This window comes from Vreelandella xerophytica (assembly GCF_968048975.1).
This window is the reverse complement of record NZ_OZ309106.1, coordinates 3,366,631-3,386,277: the sequence shown is the minus strand read 5'-3', so window position 1 is coordinate 3,386,277 and position 19,647 is coordinate 3,366,631. Positions and strand designations below refer to the sequence as shown.

The window sequence follows — 19,647 nt, the reverse complement described above, 5'->3', positions numbered from 1 at the left end:
TTGCGCTTCCTTCAATCAACCCGACTAATAGCCTGACGATCAGGATCCACATACCAGCTCAGCCCAAGGCGCGAATTACGCTCCAGCTCCGCGATCACTTGGGCGCCCAGTAATAAAATGATAGCGCCGATTTCCAGGCTGAGCAGTACGATCACCAGCGTCGCGAGTGAGCCGTAGATGGCGTTGACGAAGGAGAGGTGGGTGAAATAGTAGACCAGCAGCAGCCGCACGCCTTCCCATAGCAAGGCGGCGAAGAACCCGCCGATGATGGCCCGGTGCAGGGCGATTCTAACCATGGGCAATATCTTGTAAATCGCGCTGAACAGCAGGAACACGCCGATAAAACTGAACAGATTCAGTACCGACCCTGAAAGACTCGCTAACGGTAGCTCCTGCGCAAAGAGCACCATCGCCAGTTCGTTAAGGGAGCTTGCCAACGTCACAACCAGCGTTAGTGCCATAAGGCCAGCGCCGAGTACCAGCATGAACGCGTAGGGCAATACCAGCGACACCCAGGTACTGCGCTTGGGGCAGTCCGGAGCATTGAAGATGAACGAAAGGGCGTCTTCCAGCATACGAAAGGCGAAGGAGCTCAGCAGCAGCAGGATCGGCAGACTGAGAATCCCGATCACGTCGCGAGTGTCCAGTAGCCCTCGGACCGCGTCCATCACCACATCGGCGTGGGCCGGGGCGAGGTGGCGGGCCTGTACCGCCAGCACGTTCAGCAGGTGCTGCTCGTCGACCACACGGGTGGTCAGCACTGCGAGCAGGGCAAATAGCGGCACAATGGAGAGCAGAATATTGTAGCCCACCCCGCCGGCCAGCAGGATGCCGCGATGTTTCAGGAAGTGGCGCAGCACCCGCCAGGCAAAGGCGGCCAGCCGAGGGAACAGTAATAAGACGCTATTGAGCAGTGTGCGATTGCGAGCCATGGCTTGCCACGCTCCTTTTGCAGCAGGGCGATAGTGACAAGACCGATGCCCCTTCGGGGTGGCACGGCTTGTCACATCAATGGAGTGCGTGTCGCCATCTTACCCTCATTTGGGCGGGCAGAGCGTTAAACGCTGGCAAAGGGATCGTGATCCGTTTCGCCATCGATTCACTGGGCAGGTTAACCGACGTGGCGGCCCTGCCGCAAAACGCTCTTTTGCCATGGCATGCGAGCGGTGGCGTGTCGATCCGTTGTCAGCTTTGCTGCGCTTGCTCGACAAGCTCTCTGAAACGCAGGGGGGACATGGGGCGGGCCAGATAGAAGCCTTGTGCTTGATCGCACGTCAGCTCGGTCAGTTTGCCAAGCTGCTCGGCAGTCTCGATGCCCTCCGCCGTGACGGTCAAGGAGAGGGCGTGGCCCATGCTGATGATGGCGTCCACGATGGCCTGGCTGCTCTGGGACTGGTCCAGGCCCATGACGAAACTGCGGTCGATCTTGAGACCGTCGAACGGATAGGTGCGCAAGTAGCTAAGCGAGGAATAGCCGGTGCCAAAATCGTCCATCGACAGGCGTACGCCCAGCGCCTTGAGCCGGTTCATCATCGTCAAGGCCGAGGCGGCATCGTCGAGCACCACGTTTTCGGTGATTTCCAGCTCCAGACGCTGAGGCGCAAGGCCGGTGCTTTTTAGGGCGGACGCAATGCGATCGACCAGATCGTGGCGCTGGAACTCTACCGGCGACAGGTTCACCGAGACGATCGACGGGGTGCTCCAGTTCAAGGCGTTGAGACACGCCTCGTGCAGTACCCAGTCGCTGAGCTCGAAGATCAGGCCGGTCTCCTCGGCCAGCGCAATGAAATGAGCCGGGCCGAGCAGATCCCGCGTGGGATGCGCCCAGCGCACCAGCGCCTCGGCCCCCACGATGGTTTGCGACAGTGCATCGAAGCGGGGCTGAAACACGACGCGGAACTCTTGTCGACGTAGCGCCTGGCGCATGTCCATCTCTAATTGTCGGCGCTCCATGATGCGCTCGTTCATCGTCGGTTCGTAGAAGCGGAACAGGTTGCGTCCGTTAGCCTTCGCTTCGTAGAGCGCGATATCGGCATAGCGCAACAGCGCCTCGGTGGTCAAGCCGTGACAGGGCGCCGCGACAATACCGATACTGGTTCCGACGCTGACGTCATTGCCGTCGATGCGAATCGGCTGGTTGATCTGCTCGATCAGGCGCTGGCACAAGCGCTGTGCACGCTCGTAGGTGCGGCAATCGCTGGCCACCACGACGAACTCGTCGCCGCCCGGTCGTGCGACCAGGTCTGTCTCACGGGTACAGCGGCTGATGGCGCTGGCGACTTCCTTGAGCACGGTATCGCCCGCGGCGTGGCCGAAGGTGTCATTGATGGGCTTGAAACGGTCAAGGTCCAGGGCCAGGAGAAACAGGGGGTGCTCGTCGCTGACGCCTTCGCTCAGGCGATGATCGAGATAATGGTGAAGATGGTGACGGTTCGCCAGTCCGGTCAACGAATCGTGGTGACTGATATGCTCGATGCGCGCCTTGGCTTCGATGTCCTGGGTGATGTCACAGACGGTTCCCTGATAGCCCTGAAGCTTGCCTTCCATGCGTACTTCGCAGGCAAACAGCTGGCAGTAGCGAAGGGTCGCGTGGCTGTCACGCAGTTCACAAAGGATCGGCTTGCGTCCGATCACGTTGCCGTCTTTCGCCACAGAGGCCAACGTGGCGGAATCATGGGTAAGCAGCTCGGCCAAGGGCCGCCCGATCCAGTCGTTGCAAGACAGGCCCGTGATACGCGTGAAGCGCTCGGACAGGTAGGTCAGGGTCTGGTTTTCATCGGTTTCCCAGATCCAGTCCGATGAGGCTTCCGATATATTCTTGAAACGTTGCTCGCTGATGCGTAGCGCCCGCTGAGACGCTTCTATTTTCTCGCCTGCACGGTTGATACGCTTGCGCAGATTCAGCATCAATAGCGCCACAAGCACACCGAGCAAGAACAACATCGGCAAGAACTTGAGCAAGACCGAGCGACCCAGGGCCTGGCTTTTCCACTGCAGGGTAAGGGCGTCTCCCACGCCCCCCTGCAGCGTCAGAAAGGGCGTGGTCGCACCCGGTAATAGGCCGGGGGTCGCGGTCAGGTGGGTGAGATTGAAAGCCTCTTCTATTTCCGAAAGCTCCGCGTCGGTCAACACATCGACATAGATCAGATAGGACAGCTGATCGAACTGCTGGTAGGTGCTGTCCGGCCGTATGACCGCCGCCGATACGATGGCAGGGACACCTTCCACCGAAAAGTAGGCATAGGCGATCTCATCTTCAACGGAGGTGTCCTGTGCTCTACCCAGCAGGGCCAACAGATCACCGGTTATCCAGTCGCGAGCCGTCATGTCACTGGGTGCACCATCAAGGAGGGTGTAGCGTGTTGCGCCGGTAGGGCCGACGATAAACACACCTTCCAGGCCATACGTCGGGAAAAGCGATGGGCCAATGTTGTCGCGCTCGTAGGTCCAGGAGGTATCGATAGCCGTATGTGTGTAGTGATAGGCGTCGACCCAGAACGCGTAGTCCGCCAGCGCCGTACCGATCTTGTCTTGGCGGCTCTCCATGGCCCTGGCCGCGTAGGCTTTGCTTTGGCGTACTTGCTGGGTGTCCAGCGAAAGGCTTAGATAGACCAGCGTCAGCCCCGCCGCCAGAAACAGCGCACACACCACACCGATGAAGGTGCGCGACGCCCTGCGTGTCGTCACGGCGTAGTCCTTGGCGTAGGACGTAGCGTCACGGGAAGAAACCGGAGGAGAATAGGGCATCGATGGCTCGCCAGACTGGACAAGGAAGGCCCATAGCGGCCTGTCTATTCAAATCGGCCGATAGCCTGTTTCCTTTAACCTGCAGCAGTGATCACGATGGGCTGTTGACCGTTGGTGACCGGTTCTTTAGATGCGTTGTGTCACGCCTCAAGCGCAGGGAAAGCATATGGCGTTTTACTTTCAAATATTGGCAGAATGCTTCATAAAGCCACCGTGCGCAGCGCAAAAAAACGTGAGTGGGGCCCTGGAACCGAGCGCCGGTTCTAACGAAGCGGTTTCTTTTTCGATGATCTCATGCGTCAGACAAGGGTCTTTTTATGGACAAGACAAGCGCGGTGTTTACGCGCGGACCTATCAATCGTCATGTAAAGGAAATGGCCATCACCAGCGGACTGAGCCTGTTGGCGCTGTTTTTGATCGAGATCCTGACGCTTGCTTATGTATCGCTGTTGGAGGAGGAAGAGCTGGTGGCGGCGGTGGGTATCGGTAAACTATTGATGTTCTTTAACTCGATTGCGGTGACCGGCATCGCAATCGCCGCCGGCGGGCTTATTTCTCGGCGGGCGGGCAGAGGGCTTCAGGCGTCATTGCCTCAACTGGTAACGCATGTTCTGGTGCTGGCCGTTGCCGTGTCGGTACTGGTGGTGGCCATCGAGAGCTACTATCTGGATCATTTTATCGCTTGGCTGGGGGAGGGCATCGCCAGTGCGTCGGTACGCCCGTTTTTATGGATGGCGCTTATCTCATCGGTGTTGATGGCGATCACTCATACCTGCGCCCAGACGTTACGTGCCCTCGGTCATAGCCGCCAGGCGCTGGGTTTGTTTCTGATGGCCGCGGGTGTGCTGGCAATCGTGGATCCCGTCTTGATCTTCGGGTTGGATCTGGCGCTTGTAGGGGCTGGCATAGCCATGATGATTGCCGCCGGCACCGCGGGTGCGTACGGGCTTTATCGCGTCAATGGCCAAATAGGGCTTGCCACGAGCATTCGCTGGCGCCTGCTGAAGTACCATGGCCTTTACATTGCACGCGTGACCCTGCCCTATACGCTGGGTAATTTGGCCATGCCCTTTGCGATTACCTATGTCATGGGGCAGCTGTCGGTGTTCGGCGTGTCGGTAATGGCGGCCATGGCGCTAATGGATACCACCCTGCAGGTGACGTACTGCCTCTACTTTGCGCTCCCCGGTGCGCTGGTACCGGTGTTGGCGCAACATCTTGGCAAGGGCCATGAGCCTCGGCTCAAGGCGGCGCTGTCAAGCGCCGTCAAGCTGGTCGTCGTTTATGGCTTATTGGCGTGGTGCGTACTGATGGTGGTCGTGCCGCTGTTGGCCATCGCCTTTGCGTTATCCGCGCCGGGTCGACACCTGCTGAACGACTTGAGTGTGGTCGGCCCCGGGCTTTGGCTGCTGATGGGGCTTGATTTCATTGCGGTAGCCATCTTCATCACCCTCGAGCGTACCGGGTGGATCATGTTCTATGCCTGGCTGAGGGCGAGCCTTGGAACGGTGCCGTTTGTCGCGCTGGGCGCTGAGCATTTTGGCGCCAGTGGGGTCATTCTTGGCATGTGGTTGGGTAATGCCGCGGTCGCGCTGGCCGCGATCACGACCGCGGTGCTGATGGCGTGGCGCCATGTTGCACCGATGAACCCAGACATCGGCGTAGGCAGGACAAACGTGTCGTGACGTTGCCCGGGGCAGCGAAGTAAAAAACAAGGGGGAAGCATGAGTGTTTTCGAGGGCAAGGCTGAAGCGGACGGTTCACCTGCCACCAAGCGTCGTCGTGCGCCCAAGGGCGAAAAACGTCGGGCGGCCTTGCTCGACGCCGCCACCGAGGTGTTCGCCAAACACGGCTATGCTGCGTCGTCGATGCGCGATATTGCCGATATCGCGGGTATCACGACGGTCGGGTTGCTGCACCATTTTCCCAACAAGGTCGCGCTTTTAAAAGCGCTGATAGAAAGGCGTGACCGGCGTATCACCGAGCGGTTCGACGAACTCGAGATGCAGCCGACGCTTGAAGGGTTCAAGGCCTTCGTCAAGATGAGCATGCGTCTGAGCGTGGAGAGTCGCCAGGAATGTCAGGCGGCCATGATGATCAACATCGAAAGTCTCTTCGACGATCATCCGGCGCACCCCTGGTATCAGGAAAAATTCGAACTGACCCACGCGTACTCGCATGCGCACCTGCGCATGTTGATCGAGGCGGGTGAGATACGCCCGGGTCTTAACGTGAAAGCCGTATCGACGGAGCTGTTCTCGGTCATGGACGGCCTGCAGATCCAGTGGCTACGAAACCCCGACGAGACAGACGTGATGGAGGCGCTGGACAACTATCTCCAGCGGCTGGTCAGTACCATCAAGGCTTAAGCGAAAGAGGAGTTATGAGGCCTTAAAAAGACAGTGGGCAGGCTCATCGCTGAGCCCGCCCACTGTTTATTTCTGTCAGATCATGATCTGTATGTGCAATCTACATCAGTAGGCCATGTTCTCGCTGACCTGAACGGCCTGACGTAGCGGGTCCGGCAAGGGATTGCTGTCGCGAGTGGTCAGGCGCTCGGGCATCAGCGTGGTCAGGGTGCCCTGTAGCGGCAGGTGGGCCGAATCGGCACCCACACGGATGTTATAAGCACCGGCATCGACATCCCAGCTGGCGACTTCATCGACGTAGTAAGCAAGAGAGCGTGCGTTCAGCGGGATGCTCACCGTTCTACTCTCACCGGGTTCGAGGAAGACCTTGGTAAAGCCCTTCAATTCTTTCTCGGGACGGTCTACCTGCGGGTTGACCGGCTCGACGTAGAGCTGAGCCACTTCGAAGCCGGCCCTGTCACCCGTGTTGGTGATCGTGAACTCGGCATTCACCGTGGTACCCGGCGTCATCACGTTGGAGGAGAACGTCAGATCCGAGTAGTCGAAGGTCGTGTAGGAAAGACCGAAACCGAACGGATAGAGCGGTTCCTCGTTTTTACGATCGTAACCACGGTAACCCAGATAGAGTCCTTCGCCGTACTCCATATCGACGAGCGCGTTGTTACCGCGATAGGCCGTCGGGTCGGAGTAGTAAGGGTAGCTTGGGTTATCCTCGATAGCCTTGTCGATCGAGATAGGCAGCTTGCCTGACGGGTTGACCTGGCCGTACAGAATTTCAGCGAGCGCCTGGCCGCCTTGCTGGCCGGGGAACCAGGCGTGGAGCGTCGCGCCTACCTGGTCGGCCCAGGGCTGCATGTCGGATACACCGCCACCGTGCATGACCACGATGGTATTCGGGTTGGCGTTGGCGACCTGTTCGACCATCGCCCCTTGCTGATCCGGCAGGGCAAAGGCCTGATCCGATCCTTCGCCTTCGTTCTCGTAGTTGGTACCCACGGCTACCACGACCGCGTCGTACTCACCCAGGTTTTCCGGCGGCGCCAGCGATGCCCAGCTCAACTGCAGGCCTCTCATGCTGCCCAGCACCGGCATGAAGCTGTCGGTCAGACGGCGGTATTCGAGTCGAACCGTATACTCTTCGCCCGCTTCGAGGTTGGGCACCTTGACCGAGGCGGCCAGGGCGTTGACGACATCGGAGGAGTAGGGCACACCATCGCTTTCCAGTACCAGCTCATCGTCGATCCAGAGCTTGATCGGGCCATCCATACGGACCTTGAAGGCGTGGTCGCCGGAGATCGTCGGCTTGATCGTGGAAGTGAACCTTGCCGAGAAGCTGCCCGCGTCGGGGTTGATGCCGGACAAGGTGCTCGTTCCGTTCTCCGTGAGGTTCTGGCGGGTCAGCCAGTTGAAGTTCACACCGGGTTCCACACGTGTGACGGCGGGCGATCCGGAAAGGTCGGCATTCGAGAAGTATTCGGCCTGCACGCCTGCGCTGCCTTCGTCTTCATCGCTTGACGGCTGATACCAGACCGAGGTTTCCGGGTTCAGGCCTAGTTCCGTGAGGTAGGTCACGTTGGCAGGGCTGGCGGCCAGTTGCTGCAGGCCATCCACTTCAGTGACGTAATCGTTGGGTGTGGCATTCGAGGTGCCGAAAGGCGAGGAAGGCGGTTGATACGCCATGTCGCCGATGACCGCGATATTCGCGGTGGGGGCGAGCGGCAACAGCGGTTCCCCCTCGGCGGTATTCTCGTTGCGCAGCAAGACGATGGCTTCGCGCGCCATGTTGAGCGCCGAGGTGATGCCGTACTCGGGATGATCGAGCGGCTGGGCGGTGTTCTTGTTTTCCTGGAAGTCGTAATTGACGATGGCCCTCAGGTTGCGCTTGACCTTGTCGTCGATCACGCTCTGATGAAGCTGGCCGCTCCATACATAGGGCATCAGGTTCTGTTCGGTGAACTGCAGCCCGGAGGGCATATCGATATCGGTACCCGCCCAGGCGCCCTTGAACGCGTCATGAACCGAGTTGAAGTCGCTCATCACGTTGCCCTGAAAGCCCCATTCACCCTTGAGGATTTCGGTGATCAGGTGATGGTTTTCACAGGCATAGTGGTCGTTGATCTTGTTGAAACCACACATGATCGAGGCAATATTGGCGTTTTTGACCAGCGACTCGAAAGGCGGCAGGTAGAGCTCCCGCAGGGTCCGCTGGTCGGCAATGATATTGACGTTCTGGCGGTTGGCCTCCTGCTCGTTGGCCAGGTAGTGCTTGCCGCTGGCCTGAATGCCCTGAGCCTGAATGCCGTTCACGATGGCCGGCCCCATCACCGAGCCGAGGAAGGGGTCTTCACCGCTGATGAATTCCGCGTTACGCCCGCCAAACGGGGTGCGGTAAAGATTCACGGTGGGCGAAAGCATCTGCTGGCCGCCGGCGGTACGAGTTTCGTAGCCGATCGCCAAACCAAATTCCTGGGCGCGCTGAATGCTCCAGGTCGCCGCAAGGCCCGACTGAGCAGGATACTGGGCGCCGAAGGTGCCGCCGTTGACGTGGACACCCATGGAGGCGTCGTAGGCAACGGTTCCGTCGATGCCCCATTCGGGCAGCCGGGGAATCATGCGGCCGTCATCCACTCGCGTGAAGTTGATCTTCTGCGACTGGTTCATGTTGTCCAGAATCGAGCTGACCCGAGCTTCCACTTGTTGCCAGCGCGTCGGCTCTTCAGCGAACGTTAAAGCGGGGTGCAGGACGCTAGCCGCCAGCAAACCGAAGCCAACGGTGTGTTTTATGGGTATCAAGGTTCAAGTCTCTCTGCTGTATAGATAGTAAAGAACAGGTAATGAAAACCGGTAGCGGTAACCGGTAGTAGCCGTTAGCGAAGGCAAGCCAGGGCGTATTTATCGAGATGAGTTCTCGGCTGTCTGATCAGGCGCGTCACGGGTATCGACCGGCGCATGATGGAAGCTGCCCACTTTCTGGGTGCGCGGAGGCAGCTTATCGGCCCCGGTAAGGCGGTCGCGCCGCTCTTCGTACCTGGCGCGAACATCCTGAAGGCGTTCTTGAGAGTCCTCGGACATCGATGTATCGGAGGAAGACGCGCCGGGCGTTTCAGGGCCGGCGAGTGCTGAAAACGACGCCGCCATAAACGCTGCACATGTTAATGCACGCAATGAGTTATTCATGGGTGAGATCTCTATAGTTTAATGGCAATACGCGAATAGCTCTTAATCTATGCGAGAGCACGCGTATGTTTGGTCGCCTGGATAAAAAGTTCAAGTATAAAATAGGGATTATCAAGCAAATAACCATTTAAGAGTATATGGGTATGAGAAGACTAGTATCAAGATGACATTTCTTTAGGTTTGATTACCCATTCTTTTGGTTTGGCTATTTTGAATATTTATTGCGTAAATTTGCTTTATTACAAAATATTTAGCCATAAAACATAATTTTTATGATATTTATTTTCTTTTTATAAAACATATCTATCGTTAGGTTTAAGGCTGTGATATATTATTTATTCTCTGTTGTTCCGTTTCTTTAGCTGTTCTTGTTATTGCAGCTAAATCCATGGCGCACAACTTCTTTAGTGCCCAGTGGCGTTTTATAAAGTTGATCAATCCCTGTTTTATTTAATTTACGTTGGCTGATGGAGCGGGCTTTAAAAGAGTCACTTCCATTATGCGAGATCAGACGCTTTTATGCCCTTGAACACGCCCTCCACCTATGAAATATGTAACTGGCTGGTCGAGGCTGGCGCGCTCAAACCCGCCGACATAGCCCGAGCCAACCGGCTGGGAGCGGGGCACGATGCTGAGGATGAGGCCCTTCGAACACTTCTGCGTCTGGGGGCTGTGAAGGATGAAGAGATGGCCACAGCGTATGCGCAGTTGCTGGGGATGCCCCGATGGGTGGAAGGGGAGGGCGCTCTGGGCGATGTTTCACCTTTCAGTACCGAACGCTTCGCTCGCCACTATGGTTTGGTAAGCGTGAATGACGCCCCCGACAAGCTGACGGTCGTCGCCGGCGTGCCCGTCTCGGCGTACGGGGTCAAGGCACTTGCCTACCAGTCGAACAAGTCTGTCTCGCTCTACATCGCCACTCTCAACGAAGTGAACGAGCTGATAGAGCAGGTCTACAGCGATGGCCTCTCAGCCATGGGCGCGCTGATCGAAACCCTCGATGACGGCCCGTCGAACCAGGACGATATCGAGCAGCTCAAGGACATGGCCTCCGAGGCGCCGGTCATTCGTATGGTCAATCTCATGCTCCAGCACGCGGTGGATCGGCGCGCCTCGGACATTCACGTCGAACCGTTCGAGAACGCGCTCAAGGTGCGCTATCGGGTCGACGGCGTGCTCATTGAAGGCGAAGCGCCGCCGGCCGGTTACGCGGCCGCCGTGATCTCGCGGCTGAAAATCATGGCCCGGCTGGATATCGCCGAGCGCCGTCTACCCCAGGATGGCCGGATCGTGGTGCGCATCCAGGGGCGCGAGCTGGATCTGCGTGTCTCTACCGTGCCCACCAGCTTCGGTGAGTCGGTGGTGATGCGCCTGCTGGATCGCCAGACCGTCAGCCTCGACTTTGCAAGCCTTGGGATCACCGGCGCCAACCTGGACATCATCCAGCAACAGCTCGCCCGGCCCCACGGCATCTTTCTGGTCACCGGGCCTACCGGCTCGGGCAAGACGACCACGCTTTACACTGCGCTGTCCGGGCTCAATACCGAAGAGCGTAAAATCATTACCGTCGAGGATCCGGTCGAGTACCAGCTGCCCGGTATCAATCAGATCCAGGTAAAACCTTCGATCGGACTGGATTTCCCCCAGGCGCTGCGCTCCATCGTGCGCCAGGACCCGGACGTCATCATGATCGGTGAAATGCGCGATCTGGAGACCTGTCGGATCGCGATCCAGTCGTCGCTGACCGGGCACCTGGTGCTTTCTACGCTGCACACCAACAGCGCGGCGGCGAGTATTACCCGCCTTTTGGACATGGGCGTGGAGAGCTACCTGCTCGCCTCGACCCTTCAGGGCATTCTCGCCCAGCGCCTGGTGCGCCGGCTCGACCCGGCCACGCGCGTCGCCTTTCCCGCCCCCCAGGCACTGATCGAGCGCCACCGGCTGGAAGCGTACACCGAGGAGCGGCCGATCATGCTCTACCGCCCAAGCGATACGGCGCCCAACGGCGGCTATCACGGGCGTAGCGCCATCACCGAGCTTCTGGTCATGGACGAAGAGCTTCGCTCGCTGCTGATGTGCAACGCCGATGCGGATTCACTGGAGGCCGCCGCCCGACGCAAGGGCCTGGTTACCCTGTATGAAGATGGCTTGCGCCAGGCGTTGGCCGGCGAGACCTCGCTGGATGAGGTCCTGCGCGTGACGGGGGGCGACTGATATGCCCGCCTATACGTATCGCGGCCTGGACGCCGACGGGCGCCAGCAGTCGGGCCAGCTCGAGGCGGCAGACGAAAACGCGGCGGCTCAGGCTCTGCAAAAGCGCGGCCTGCTGGTGTTGAGCCTTCGCCGCGGTAGCCAATGGTTCAAGCCACGCCAGGCGCAAAGCGCTTTCAAGAGCGGCCAACTGGTGCGTTTCACCCAGCAATTGGCCACGCTGGTCGGCGCCGGCCAGCCCCTGGACAAGGCGCTGACCACGGTATTGAAGCAGCAAAAGGGCGTGCGGGTGCACGCCGTGCTCGAGCAGATACGCGATGAAATCAAGGCCGGCCGACCCCTGTCCGATGCCCTCGAGGAGCACCGCGAAACCTTCTCGCCCTTTTATGTGAGCCTGGTGCGAGCGGGGGAGGCAAGCGGCGCGCTGGGCGTGACGCTGGGTCAGCTCAGCGACGATCTCGAACGCAGCCAGAACCTGCGCGGCGAGATCATCAATGCGCTCATCTACCCGGCCTTTCTGGTCATCGGGGTGATCGGCTCCATCGCGCTTTTGCTGGCCTACGTGGTGCCGCAGTTCGTACCCATCTTCAACGACCTTAACGTGGCGCTGCCCTGGGTCACCCAGGCCATTCTGGTGCTGGGGGGCTTCGTCAACCGTTGGGGGCTTTGGGTCGTGTTCGCGCTGGTGGCGCTCGGCGCTTTGCTGATCGCCGGGCAGCGCCACCCCGGCTGGCGCCAGAAGCAGGACCGTCGGCTGCTCGAAAGCCCAGTGACCGGGACGCTGATAAAGCGCCTCGAGACGGCCCGGCTTGCGCGTACGCTGGGCACGCTGGTGGGCAACGGCGTTACGCTGCTCGCGGCGTTGACCATCGCCCGCGATGTCAGCACCAACCATGCGCTGCGCGCTCACGTGCGCCAGGCCACCGATGAGGTCAAGCAGGGCCAGCGCTTTGCCGTGGCCATCGCCACCGAGGCGCTGCTGCCCGAGCTTGCCGTGCAAATGATCGAGGTCGGCGAGAACACCGGCACGCTCGGTGACATGCTGACCAAGGTCGCCAATGTCTTCGATCTCGAAGCGAGACGTACGATCGAGCGCGTTCTGGCCGCGCTCGTACCCACACTCACCATCGTCATGGCCGTCGTGGTGGCCGCTATCATGCTCGCCATCATGCTGCCGCTGATGAGTCTGACCAGCAATATCTGATCCCAGGAACGTCAAATGCATACCATGAAACGTGGCACTACCCGCCAGTCCGGCTTCACCCTGCTCGAAATGCTCGCCGTGATCGTGCTGCTGGGGATCGTGGCCGCTATCGTCGTCACCCAGGTGGGTGGCAACGTGGATAAGGGGCGCTATGGCGCCGGCAAGGCGCAGTTGGCAAGCCTGGGCATGAAAGTCGAAAGCTATGCGCTGGATATGGGCACTCCCCCTGAGTCTCTGAATGCGTTGGTCGAAAAACCCAGCGGCGCCAGTCAGTGGATGGGGCCCTACGCCAAACCCTCGGATCTTAAGGACCCCTTTGGCCACGATTTCGGCTACCGTTATCCCGGCGAGCACGGCGCCTTCGATTTGATCTTCTACGGCCAAAACGGCGTGCCCGGCGGCGAAGGCTACAGCACCGATGTGGGCAACTGGGAATAGGGGCAACGCCTGGTGGCGTGCCAAAAAGGCTTCACCCTGTTCGAACTGCTGGCCGTGATCTTGCTGGTGAGTGTCGCCGCGGCGGTGCTGTCGACCGGCCTGGGTCGCGGCCTTCAGTCGGCCCAGGAGCGCAGCGCGGTATCCGCGCTGGTCGCCGGACTGAACAGCGCGCGCACTCAGGCGATCACCACCGGCCAGCCGGTACGCGCCACGTTCGATCTGCGCGCGCGCCAGCTGGAGCTGGCGGGCAAACGCACGCCCGCCTGGCCCGAGACGTTCACGGTGCACCTGCACACGGCGGACAACCTGGGGGCGGCGTTCGCGTTCTACCCGGACGGCGCCTCCAGCGGCGGCCACGTTCTGATCGAGCGCGGCTCGAAGCGCTGGCGGATCGACATCGCCTGGCTGACCGGCCGGGCAGCCCTCACGGTGCTGCCGTGATCGCCACCCGGCGCCACCAGGGCTTCACGCTGCTGGAAATGCTCGCGGCTATCGTGGTGCTGGCGATCGGCTCGGCGGTGCTGCTGGGCGCTTTTGGCCAGGGCCTGCGCTCGTTGCAACAGGTCGAGCAGAGCGATCGCGCGGCGATGGCGGCCCGCTCGATACTCGATAGCGTCGAGGATGAGCCGCTTGTCGCAGGGTCGCGGCAAGGACACTGGGATGGTCTGGATTGGACGCTGGAGGTTTCCCGCCAGCCCCAGGGAGCACTGGCGCTTTACCGGCTGGAGCTTGTCGTGACCGCGGGCGCGCGCCAGTCCCGTTACAGCACCTTGCGGCTGCGCGGCGCGGGGACAGGCCAGTGAAGCGCGAATCCGGGTTCACTTTGCTGGAAATGCTGGTCGTCATCACGCTGATGGGGTTGCTGCTGGGGCTGGTCGGTACGGCGGTAGTATCGGCCAACAAGGCCATGTCGGCGGCCGAACGGACCAGCGCCCGGCTCGACGATATTCGCGCCGCTCAGCGCTTTCTTCGCCAATCCATCGGTCAGGCACTGCCGCTGAGTTTCGATGAAAGCGGCCAAACTCGGGGCGAGAGCTTCCACGGCGAGCCCGATTCGCTGAGTTTCTACGCGCCGCTGCCCGCCTCCCTGGGCGGCGGGCTCTATCGTCAACGGCTGGCCGTACGCGCCCAAACGCTCGACGTACAGCTGGCCCGCCTCGACGGTCAGCGCCTCGAGCCCTTTGGCACGGCGCAGCCGCTGCTGGAAGGCCTCGTTGACGCGCGCTTTTATTATCGGGGGCGCTCGCCGCTGGGTGAGCCAACCGAATGGCTGACGCGCTGGCCCTGGCCCGAGCGGCTGCCCCAGGCGGTGCGGGTCGACCTGGATCTGGACGGCCCGCACCCCTGGGTCATGGAGCAGGTGAATGTTCGCCTGGATCTTTCGGGAGACGGCGGATGAAGCGCGAGCGCGGTGTCGCCTTGCTGTTGGCGCTTTGGGTGATGGCGCTTTCGAGCCTGCTGCTGGGAAGCCTGGCGGTCTCCGTTCAGTTACAGCAGCGTCAGGCACTCTGGCAGCGCCACCAGACCCAGGCGACGCTGGCCGCCGAGGCCGGCGTCGCGATGGCCGTGGCGGGCCTTTTGCAGGCCGCCCCGGGCTGGCGCGCCAATGGCGAGCCCCACCGGGCGCGATTTGCCAACGCCGAACTCGACATCAGCGTGCTGAGCGAGCGGGGCAAGCTCGATCTCAACGCGGCGTCGACCGGCGCTTTTTCAAGGCTGATGAGCGCCTGCGGGGCAAGCGATCATGAGGCCGAGCGTATCGCTATCGCCCTGGAGGGGCGCCGCCGCGATACGCCGATGCGCCTGCTCGAAGAGTTGCGGGCGCTGCCTGGTATGAGCTTCACGCTTTACGGGTGCGCCCAGCGCCACGCCACGGTCTGGTCCGGCAGCCCACAGCCCGAGGCGTCGCTGGCAAGCCCCTGGCTTGCCCAGGCGCTCGGGCTGCCCCGCGTATCCGGCGAGCCGGCGCAAGCGGGCCGGATCGTAACCGTAACCAGCGCTGCCACCTTACCCGGCGGCTTCGATTCTCGTTTGACGGTGACCCTTGTAATGCTCGACACACTCAACGACGCCCGCAAACCTTACCGCGTACTGAGGTGGCAGGAGTGACGCGTTTCTGGACGTCCTGCATGGCCGCTATTCGCAGCGCCGCCGCCAACGGGCAGCGGCAGTGGCGCGAGAGCGCCCTGCGCCGCTGGCTGCACCTGTGGCTCGGCGAGCTTGCCGGCGTGCTGCCGCCGGCGATGGCCGCCCGGTTTCAGCGTGACGATATCCAGCGCCTCACCTGGCCATTACCCGAGGCGATCGATACCGAGCGCCCGGCCGTGCTGGTGCTTGGCGCCGGGCAGGTGATGGCGCAGCGCATCCCGCTGCCCGCTGCCGCGACCCGTCAGCTGCATCGGGTGTTGCAGTACGAGTTGGACAAGTACACACCCTACCCGGCGCAGCACGTGCATTTCGTGGCCCGCGTTGTCAGCAAGCAGGCGGGGCAGGCCCAGGTCGAACTGGTGGCCATCGCCCGGGAGCGTCTGGACGAGATCCTCACGGCGTGCCACGAACGCGGGCTTCATCTGACGCGGCTGGACGCCGAAGACGCTACCGGTGCGCGCCGGGGTATCGATCTGCTGCCGGCCAGCGCGCGCAAGGGCGCAAAGCGCTCTGGCTCGCTCAATCGCTGGCTGTGGGTGTCGGGCCTTGCCTTGTGTGTAGCAATAGCCTCGCTCTACGTTCATCAACAAAAGCAGTTGGTGAGCAGGATGCAAGACGAGGTCGCCAACCAGCGCGAGCAGGTGCAGCGTTTGCAAGCGCTTCGTGAGCAGCTCGATGCGACGGTAGGCGCTTCACGCTACCTGGCAAAGCTCAAGGCCGAGCGGCCCACCGTGAGCCGACTGCTGGTCGAGCTAACCGAGTGTTTGGGCGATGAAAGCTGGATCAGCCAGCTGGAGGTGCAGGACGGCGTGAACGTGACGTTTTCGGGACAAAGCCCCCGGGCGAGTGCGCTGATTGCCCAGGTGCAGACCTGCCCGAGCCTCGAACAGGTTCAGTTCCAGGGTATCATTCGCCCCGACGACGTGACAGGCTTTGAGCGCTTCTCTATCGGGGCACGCCTTAAACAGGGAGGCCTGCATGCGCGCGCTGACTAATCGCGAACGCCAGATAGCGGCGTTGAGCCTGCTGGCTCTGCTGCTCTGGGGTGCCTGGACGCTGTTGATCGAGCTGCCCTTTCTTGCCCCGCTTCGCGAGGTGCGCGAAGACGTGGCGACCCTTCAAGAGCAGCAGCAGCGCTACGGCGCGTTCCTGGCTCGAAGCGAAGGGCTCGAGGCCGCGCTGGTCGAATCACGCAACGCCCCGGCGCTCAACAACCGCCTGCTGACCGGCAGCGACCCGAACGCCGTGGCGGCGAACCTGATGCAGCTGGCGCTGGATCGCATCGACGAGCGGGCAAGTCAAGGCCCCGGGTGTAGCGTTACCCAGCGTATGCCCATCGTGCCCACCCAGCAGGAAGTCGAAGGCGGCTACCGCCAGGTGAAGGTGAGCCTGACGCTCGATTGCGCCATCGAGCCTTTGGCAAGCGTGCTCTACGCGTTCGAATACGGGCAGCCGAGTCTGTTCGTCGATCAGCTCAACATCCAGCGCGATACCAGCGCGCCGGCTGCCGGCGGCCCCGGACGTTTGCAGGTGAACCTGCTGCTGCGCGGGTATCTGCGCGATACCCAAGAACCGGAGGGCGGGGCATGAAGAGCCACTTGCCGACCGTCGCGCTGGGGGTGGCCAACGCCGTTTTGCTGGCGGTCGTGGCTTGGGTTGCCACGACCTCCGCCGAGCCTCGCTGGCTGGCGGTGGATGCCCAGCCTGCTTTTACGTCCGAACCGCTGCCCGTCGAGCTACAAGACGAGCTGGATCAGGCGCGCCGGGACGGCGTTCGGCAGCGCCCCATTTTCAGCCCCGAACGCCAGCCCGACCCGGACCGGGCGGTCGTGACGGCCAATCCACTCTCCGATGTGGCGCTGACCGCAATTTTTCAGGAAGGCGAGACCCAGTGGGTATATCTTGATGAGCCCGGCAAAGCCGTTACTCGGCTCGATCGAGGAGAAACGCTTGATAACGGCTGGACCCTCGAGCAGCTCTCGCCACAGACCGCCACTTTCGTTCGCCAGGGGCAGACGCAGACCTTGAGTCTGCCGATGCGGCGTCTTCCGCCGCCCTCGAAGGCGACCACTCTTACCTTGCCGTGACCAACCCCATGATTTCAAAGCGTGACACCTCGTCCTCCCTATCGCCGCTGCGCATGCCGTTACTCGGGCTCGCCATCGCGCTCTCCCTGACCGCCTGCGCCACCCCGCCGCGGGATTTGCAGTCCGATCCCGCGCTGATGCGTGAGGCGCTGCGCGGCTCGGACTACCCGGCGCCGGTCGCCGAACCGACAACGCCCAATGCGCAGGCGACGTTAGGGTCTGGCGCGACGCCGGCACGCCCGCGCCAGCGCATCATCGAAGGCAACCAGCGTTTCGTGGGCAGCGCCCGGCCGGCCGCCGCCGGCGCCTCGTCGAGCGAGGCGAGGGATATCGTCTTCAACTTCACGGATCAGCCGATCGAGGCGGTGATCAACAGCGTGATGGGCGATCTGCTGCAGGAAAATTACAGCATCGCCCAGGGGGTGGATGGAACGGTCAGCTTTTCGACGTCCCAGCCGGTCAACCGGGAAGAGGCGCTCTCGATTCTCGAAACGTTGCTCTCCTGGACGGACAACGCGATGGTCCTGCAGGACAACCGCTACGTCATTTTGCCTGCAAGCCAGGCGGTGGCCGGCAGGCTGGTGCCGTCCATTCCGGTGTCTCAACCGGCCCGCGGGCTGGCCGCACGGCTCTACCCGCTGAACTATGTCGGGGCGTTGGAGATGCAGCGGCTGCTCGAGCCCTTCGTGCGCGAGAATGCGTTTTTGCTGGTAGACCCGGCGCGTAACCTGATCAGCCTCTCCGGTACGGCGGATGAGCTTGCAAACTACCAGGACGTCATCGATACCTTCGATGTCGATTGGCTCAAGGGCATGTCGATCGGGGTCTTTGAACTCGAGCGCGCCTCGGTGGCGGAACTGATGCCCCAGCTGCAGCGGCTGTTCGGCCCGGAGAGCGGCACGCCCCTGGCGAACATGGTCGACTTCATGCCCAACGAGCGCACCAACTCGATCGTCGCCATTTCGGCACAGCCGGACTACCTGCGCGAAGTCGGCGAGTGGATTCGGACCATCGACCAGGGCGGCGGTAACGAGCCGCAGATGTACGTCTACGACGTGCGCAACATGAAAGCCGTCGACCTGGCGCGCTATCTGCGTGAGATTTACAGCTCCGGGGAGATCGAGGGCGACGCACCGGCCCAGGTCGCGCCCGGGCTCAGAACGACCAATCTCTCGAGTCTGAGCAGTACGCCGGGAGCGACCGGCGGGCTCACCGGGCCCGGTCTGGAAAGCGGCGCTCTGGAGGCGGCCGAGGGTGTTTCGCGCTCGCCAACCGATGACGCGATGGGCGCCACGAGTGCCGGTGGCAGTGGTCAGGGGCGTTCGCAGGGCCTGACACAGTCGGTGCGCATCACGGCGCAGCCGGGCAGCAACCAACTGCTGGTACGCACCCGGCCCGCCCAGTGGCAGGAGATCGAAACGGCGATCAAGCGCCTCGACCAGCCGCCGCTGCAGGTACAGATCGAAACGCGGATTCTCGAAGTGCGCCTGGCGGGCAATTTGAGTCTCGGCGTTCAGTGGTATCTTGGCCAACTGGCGGGCAATACCACCGATGCTTCGGTGGTCAATGCCAGCGGAAGCCAGGGGGCGCTGGGCGCCGGCGGGCTAGGGGTGGGCAACAGCTCTTTCTTCTACTCCTTCGTCAGCGACAATCTTCAGGTAGCGCTACGCGCGCTGGAGACCCGCGGGCTCACCCAGGTGCTCTCCGCACCGTCGCTGGTCGTTCTCAACAACCAGCCCGCGCAAATCCAGGTGGGCGACAATATCCCCATCAGTCAAACGACGGTCAGCACGGTCACGGCGGACACGACCCTGAGCAGCGTCGAGTACGTGCAAACCGGCGTGATTCTGGACGTGGTGCCGCGCATCAATCCCGGTGGGCTGGTGTACATGGACATCCAGCAGCAGGTCAGCGACGCCGATGCCAGCGCGGCCACGCCCAGCCAGCCCAATCCGCGTATCTCGACCCGCTCCATCGCCACTCAGGTGGCGGTACAAAGCGGCCAGACCGTACTGCTGGGCGGCTTGATCCGTCAGAACAACGCCGAGTCCGAGACCCGGGTGCCCGGGCTTGCCTCGGTGCCGGTATTGGGGCGTTTGTTTGGCAGCGAGTCGCGCGGCCAGGACCGCACCGAGCTCATCGTGTTGATCACGCCGCGAGTGGTCAACAACCCCGTTCACGCCCGTGAGGTAACCAACGATTACCGCCAGCAAATGCAGCTGTTGCGCTCCAGAATGGTGGGCGCCGAGTAATCGGCGCGAAAAGC

17 protein-coding genes are annotated in these 19,647 nt (G+C 61.7%); 13 read left to right on the top strand and 4 right to left on the bottom strand.

The window, feature by feature from the left end; all coding sequences use genetic code 11:
- Nucleotides 1-11: 11 nt before the first annotated feature.
- The gene (locus tag ACWF8S_RS15855) at nucleotides 12-932 is read right to left on the bottom strand and encodes a YihY/virulence factor BrkB family protein (RefSeq protein WP_447554392.1); all 921 of its coding nucleotides are present in this window, start codon (nucleotides 930-932) and stop codon (nucleotides 12-14) included.
- 253 nt (nucleotides 933-1,185) lie between these two features.
- The gene (locus ACWF8S_RS15850; RefSeq protein ID WP_447554391.1) at nucleotides 1,186-3,747 is read right to left on the bottom strand and encodes a bifunctional diguanylate cyclase/phosphodiesterase; all 2,562 of its coding nucleotides are present in this window, start codon (nucleotides 3,745-3,747) and stop codon (nucleotides 1,186-1,188) included.
- Nucleotides 3,748-4,064: 317 nt separating this feature from the next.
- On the opposite strand from ACWF8S_RS15850, the gene ACWF8S_RS15845 reads away from it, so the two are divergent.
- Nucleotides 4,065-5,432: an MATE family efflux transporter gene (locus tag ACWF8S_RS15845; protein ID WP_447554390.1), complete on the top strand. Its 1,368-nt coding sequence runs from the start codon at nucleotides 4,065-4,067 to the stop codon at nucleotides 5,430-5,432.
- A 39-nt stretch (nucleotides 5,433-5,471) separates the two neighbouring features.
- The gene (locus ACWF8S_RS15840; RefSeq protein WP_447554389.1) at nucleotides 5,472-6,116 is read left to right on the top strand and encodes a TetR/AcrR family transcriptional regulator; all 645 of its coding nucleotides are present in this window, start codon (nucleotides 5,472-5,474) and stop codon (nucleotides 6,114-6,116) included.
- 105 nt (nucleotides 6,117-6,221) lie between these two features.
- Here the strand turns inward: ACWF8S_RS15840 and ACWF8S_RS15835 are convergent, their stop codons facing one another.
- Complete coding sequence (locus tag ACWF8S_RS15835) at nucleotides 6,222-8,909, bottom strand: glycoside hydrolase family 3 protein (protein WP_447554388.1); 2,688 nt, start codon at nucleotides 8,907-8,909, stop codon at nucleotides 6,222-6,224.
- A 99-nt stretch (nucleotides 8,910-9,008) separates the two neighbouring features.
- Nucleotides 9,009-9,254 carry a hypothetical protein gene (locus tag ACWF8S_RS15830; RefSeq protein WP_447554387.1) on the bottom strand — a complete coding sequence of 82 codons (246 nt, stop codon included), beginning with the start codon at nucleotides 9,252-9,254 and terminating at the stop codon, nucleotides 9,009-9,011.
- 558 nt (nucleotides 9,255-9,812) lie between these two features.
- On the opposite strand from ACWF8S_RS15830, the gene ACWF8S_RS15825 reads away from it, so the two are divergent.
- From ACWF8S_RS15825 to gspD, 11 genes are read left to right on the top strand one after another with little or no spacing between them, the layout of a single operon-like run.
- Complete coding sequence (locus tag ACWF8S_RS15825; protein WP_447554386.1) at nucleotides 9,813-11,507, top strand: GspE/PulE family protein; 1,695 nt, start codon at nucleotides 9,813-9,815, stop codon at nucleotides 11,505-11,507.
- Nucleotide 11,508: 1 nt separating this feature from the next.
- The gene (gspF, locus tag ACWF8S_RS15820) at nucleotides 11,509-12,708 is read left to right on the top strand and encodes a type II secretion system inner membrane protein GspF (protein ID WP_447554385.1); all 1,200 of its coding nucleotides are present in this window, start codon (nucleotides 11,509-11,511) and stop codon (nucleotides 12,706-12,708) included.
- A 15-nt stretch (nucleotides 12,709-12,723) separates the two neighbouring features.
- A complete protein-coding gene (gene gspG / locus ACWF8S_RS15815; RefSeq protein WP_447554384.1) occupies nucleotides 12,724-13,146 on the top strand; it encodes a type II secretion system major pseudopilin GspG in 423 nt (140 codons plus the stop codon).
- A 12-nt stretch (nucleotides 13,147-13,158) separates the two neighbouring features.
- Nucleotides 13,159-13,587 (top strand): GspH/FimT family pseudopilin, encoded by a 429-nt coding sequence (locus tag ACWF8S_RS15810; protein ID WP_447554383.1) that lies wholly within the window; start codon nucleotides 13,159-13,161, stop codon nucleotides 13,585-13,587.
- On the top strand, nucleotides 13,584-13,949 hold the full coding sequence (locus ACWF8S_RS15805) for a type IV pilus modification PilV family protein (RefSeq protein WP_447554381.1): 366 nt from the start codon (nucleotides 13,584-13,586) through the stop codon (nucleotides 13,947-13,949). The genes ACWF8S_RS15810 and ACWF8S_RS15805 overlap by 4 nt, the downstream gene beginning before the upstream one ends.
- The gene (locus tag ACWF8S_RS15800; protein ID WP_447554380.1) at nucleotides 13,946-14,545 is read left to right on the top strand and encodes a prepilin-type N-terminal cleavage/methylation domain-containing protein; all 600 of its coding nucleotides are present in this window, start codon (nucleotides 13,946-13,948) and stop codon (nucleotides 14,543-14,545) included. Before ACWF8S_RS15805 ends, ACWF8S_RS15800 begins: the two co-directional genes overlap by 4 nt.
- Entirely contained in the window at nucleotides 14,542-15,255 is a 714-nt protein-coding gene (locus tag ACWF8S_RS15795; RefSeq protein ID WP_447554378.1) for a general secretion pathway protein GspK, read from the top strand. The genes ACWF8S_RS15800 and ACWF8S_RS15795 overlap by 4 nt, the downstream gene beginning before the upstream one ends.
- A 20-nt stretch (nucleotides 15,256-15,275) precedes the next feature.
- Nucleotides 15,276-16,289 (top strand): type II secretion system protein GspL, encoded by a 1,014-nt coding sequence (locus ACWF8S_RS15790; RefSeq protein WP_447554376.1) that lies wholly within the window; start codon nucleotides 15,276-15,278, stop codon nucleotides 16,287-16,289.
- The gene (gspM, locus tag ACWF8S_RS15785; RefSeq protein WP_447554375.1) at nucleotides 16,273-16,884 is read left to right on the top strand and encodes a type II secretion system protein GspM; all 612 of its coding nucleotides are present in this window, start codon (nucleotides 16,273-16,275) and stop codon (nucleotides 16,882-16,884) included. Before ACWF8S_RS15790 ends, gspM begins: the two co-directional genes overlap by 17 nt.
- Nucleotides 16,881-17,381 carry a hypothetical protein gene (locus tag ACWF8S_RS15780; RefSeq protein ID WP_447554373.1) on the top strand — a complete coding sequence of 167 codons (501 nt, stop codon included), beginning with the start codon at nucleotides 16,881-16,883 and terminating at the stop codon, nucleotides 17,379-17,381. The genes gspM and ACWF8S_RS15780 overlap by 4 nt, the downstream gene beginning before the upstream one ends.
- Before the next feature lie 8 nt (nucleotides 17,382-17,389).
- On the top strand, nucleotides 17,390-19,633 hold the full coding sequence (gene gspD / locus ACWF8S_RS15775; RefSeq protein WP_447554372.1) for a type II secretion system secretin GspD: 2,244 nt from the start codon (nucleotides 17,390-17,392) through the stop codon (nucleotides 19,631-19,633).
- Nucleotides 19,634-19,647: the final 14 nt, after the last annotated feature.

Coding starts and splice junctions, on each gene's coding strand:
- ACWF8S_RS15855 (WP_447554392.1), bottom strand. CDS start 932: ATGGCTCGCAATCGCACACTGCTCAATAGCGTCTTATTACTGTTCCCT.
- ACWF8S_RS15850 (WP_447554391.1), bottom strand. CDS start 3,747: ATGCCCTATTCTCCTCCGGTTTCTTCCCGTGACGCTACGTCCTACGCC.
- ACWF8S_RS15845 (WP_447554390.1), top strand. CDS start 4,065: ATGGACAAGACAAGCGCGGTGTTTACGCGCGGACCTATCAATCGTCAT.
- ACWF8S_RS15840 (WP_447554389.1), top strand. CDS start 5,472: ATGAGTGTTTTCGAGGGCAAGGCTGAAGCGGACGGTTCACCTGCCACC.
- ACWF8S_RS15830 (WP_447554387.1), bottom strand. CDS start 9,254: ATGGCGGCGTCGTTTTCAGCACTCGCCGGCCCTGAAACGCCCGGCGCG.
- ACWF8S_RS15825 (WP_447554386.1), top strand. CDS start 9,813: ATGCCCTTGAACACGCCCTCCACCTATGAAATATGTAACTGGCTGGTC.
- gspF (WP_447554385.1), top strand. CDS start 11,509: ATGCCCGCCTATACGTATCGCGGCCTGGACGCCGACGGGCGCCAGCAG.
- gspG (WP_447554384.1), top strand. CDS start 12,724: ATGCATACCATGAAACGTGGCACTACCCGCCAGTCCGGCTTCACCCTG.
- ACWF8S_RS15795 (WP_447554378.1), top strand. CDS start 14,542: ATGAAGCGCGAGCGCGGTGTCGCCTTGCTGTTGGCGCTTTGGGTGATG.
- ACWF8S_RS15790 (WP_447554376.1), top strand. CDS start 15,276: ATGGCCGCTATTCGCAGCGCCGCCGCCAACGGGCAGCGGCAGTGGCGC.
- gspM (WP_447554375.1), top strand. CDS start 16,273: ATGCGCGCGCTGACTAATCGCGAACGCCAGATAGCGGCGTTGAGCCTG.
- ACWF8S_RS15780 (WP_447554373.1), top strand. CDS start 16,881: ATGAAGAGCCACTTGCCGACCGTCGCGCTGGGGGTGGCCAACGCCGTT.
- gspD (WP_447554372.1), top strand. CDS start 17,390: ATGATTTCAAAGCGTGACACCTCGTCCTCCCTATCGCCGCTGCGCATG.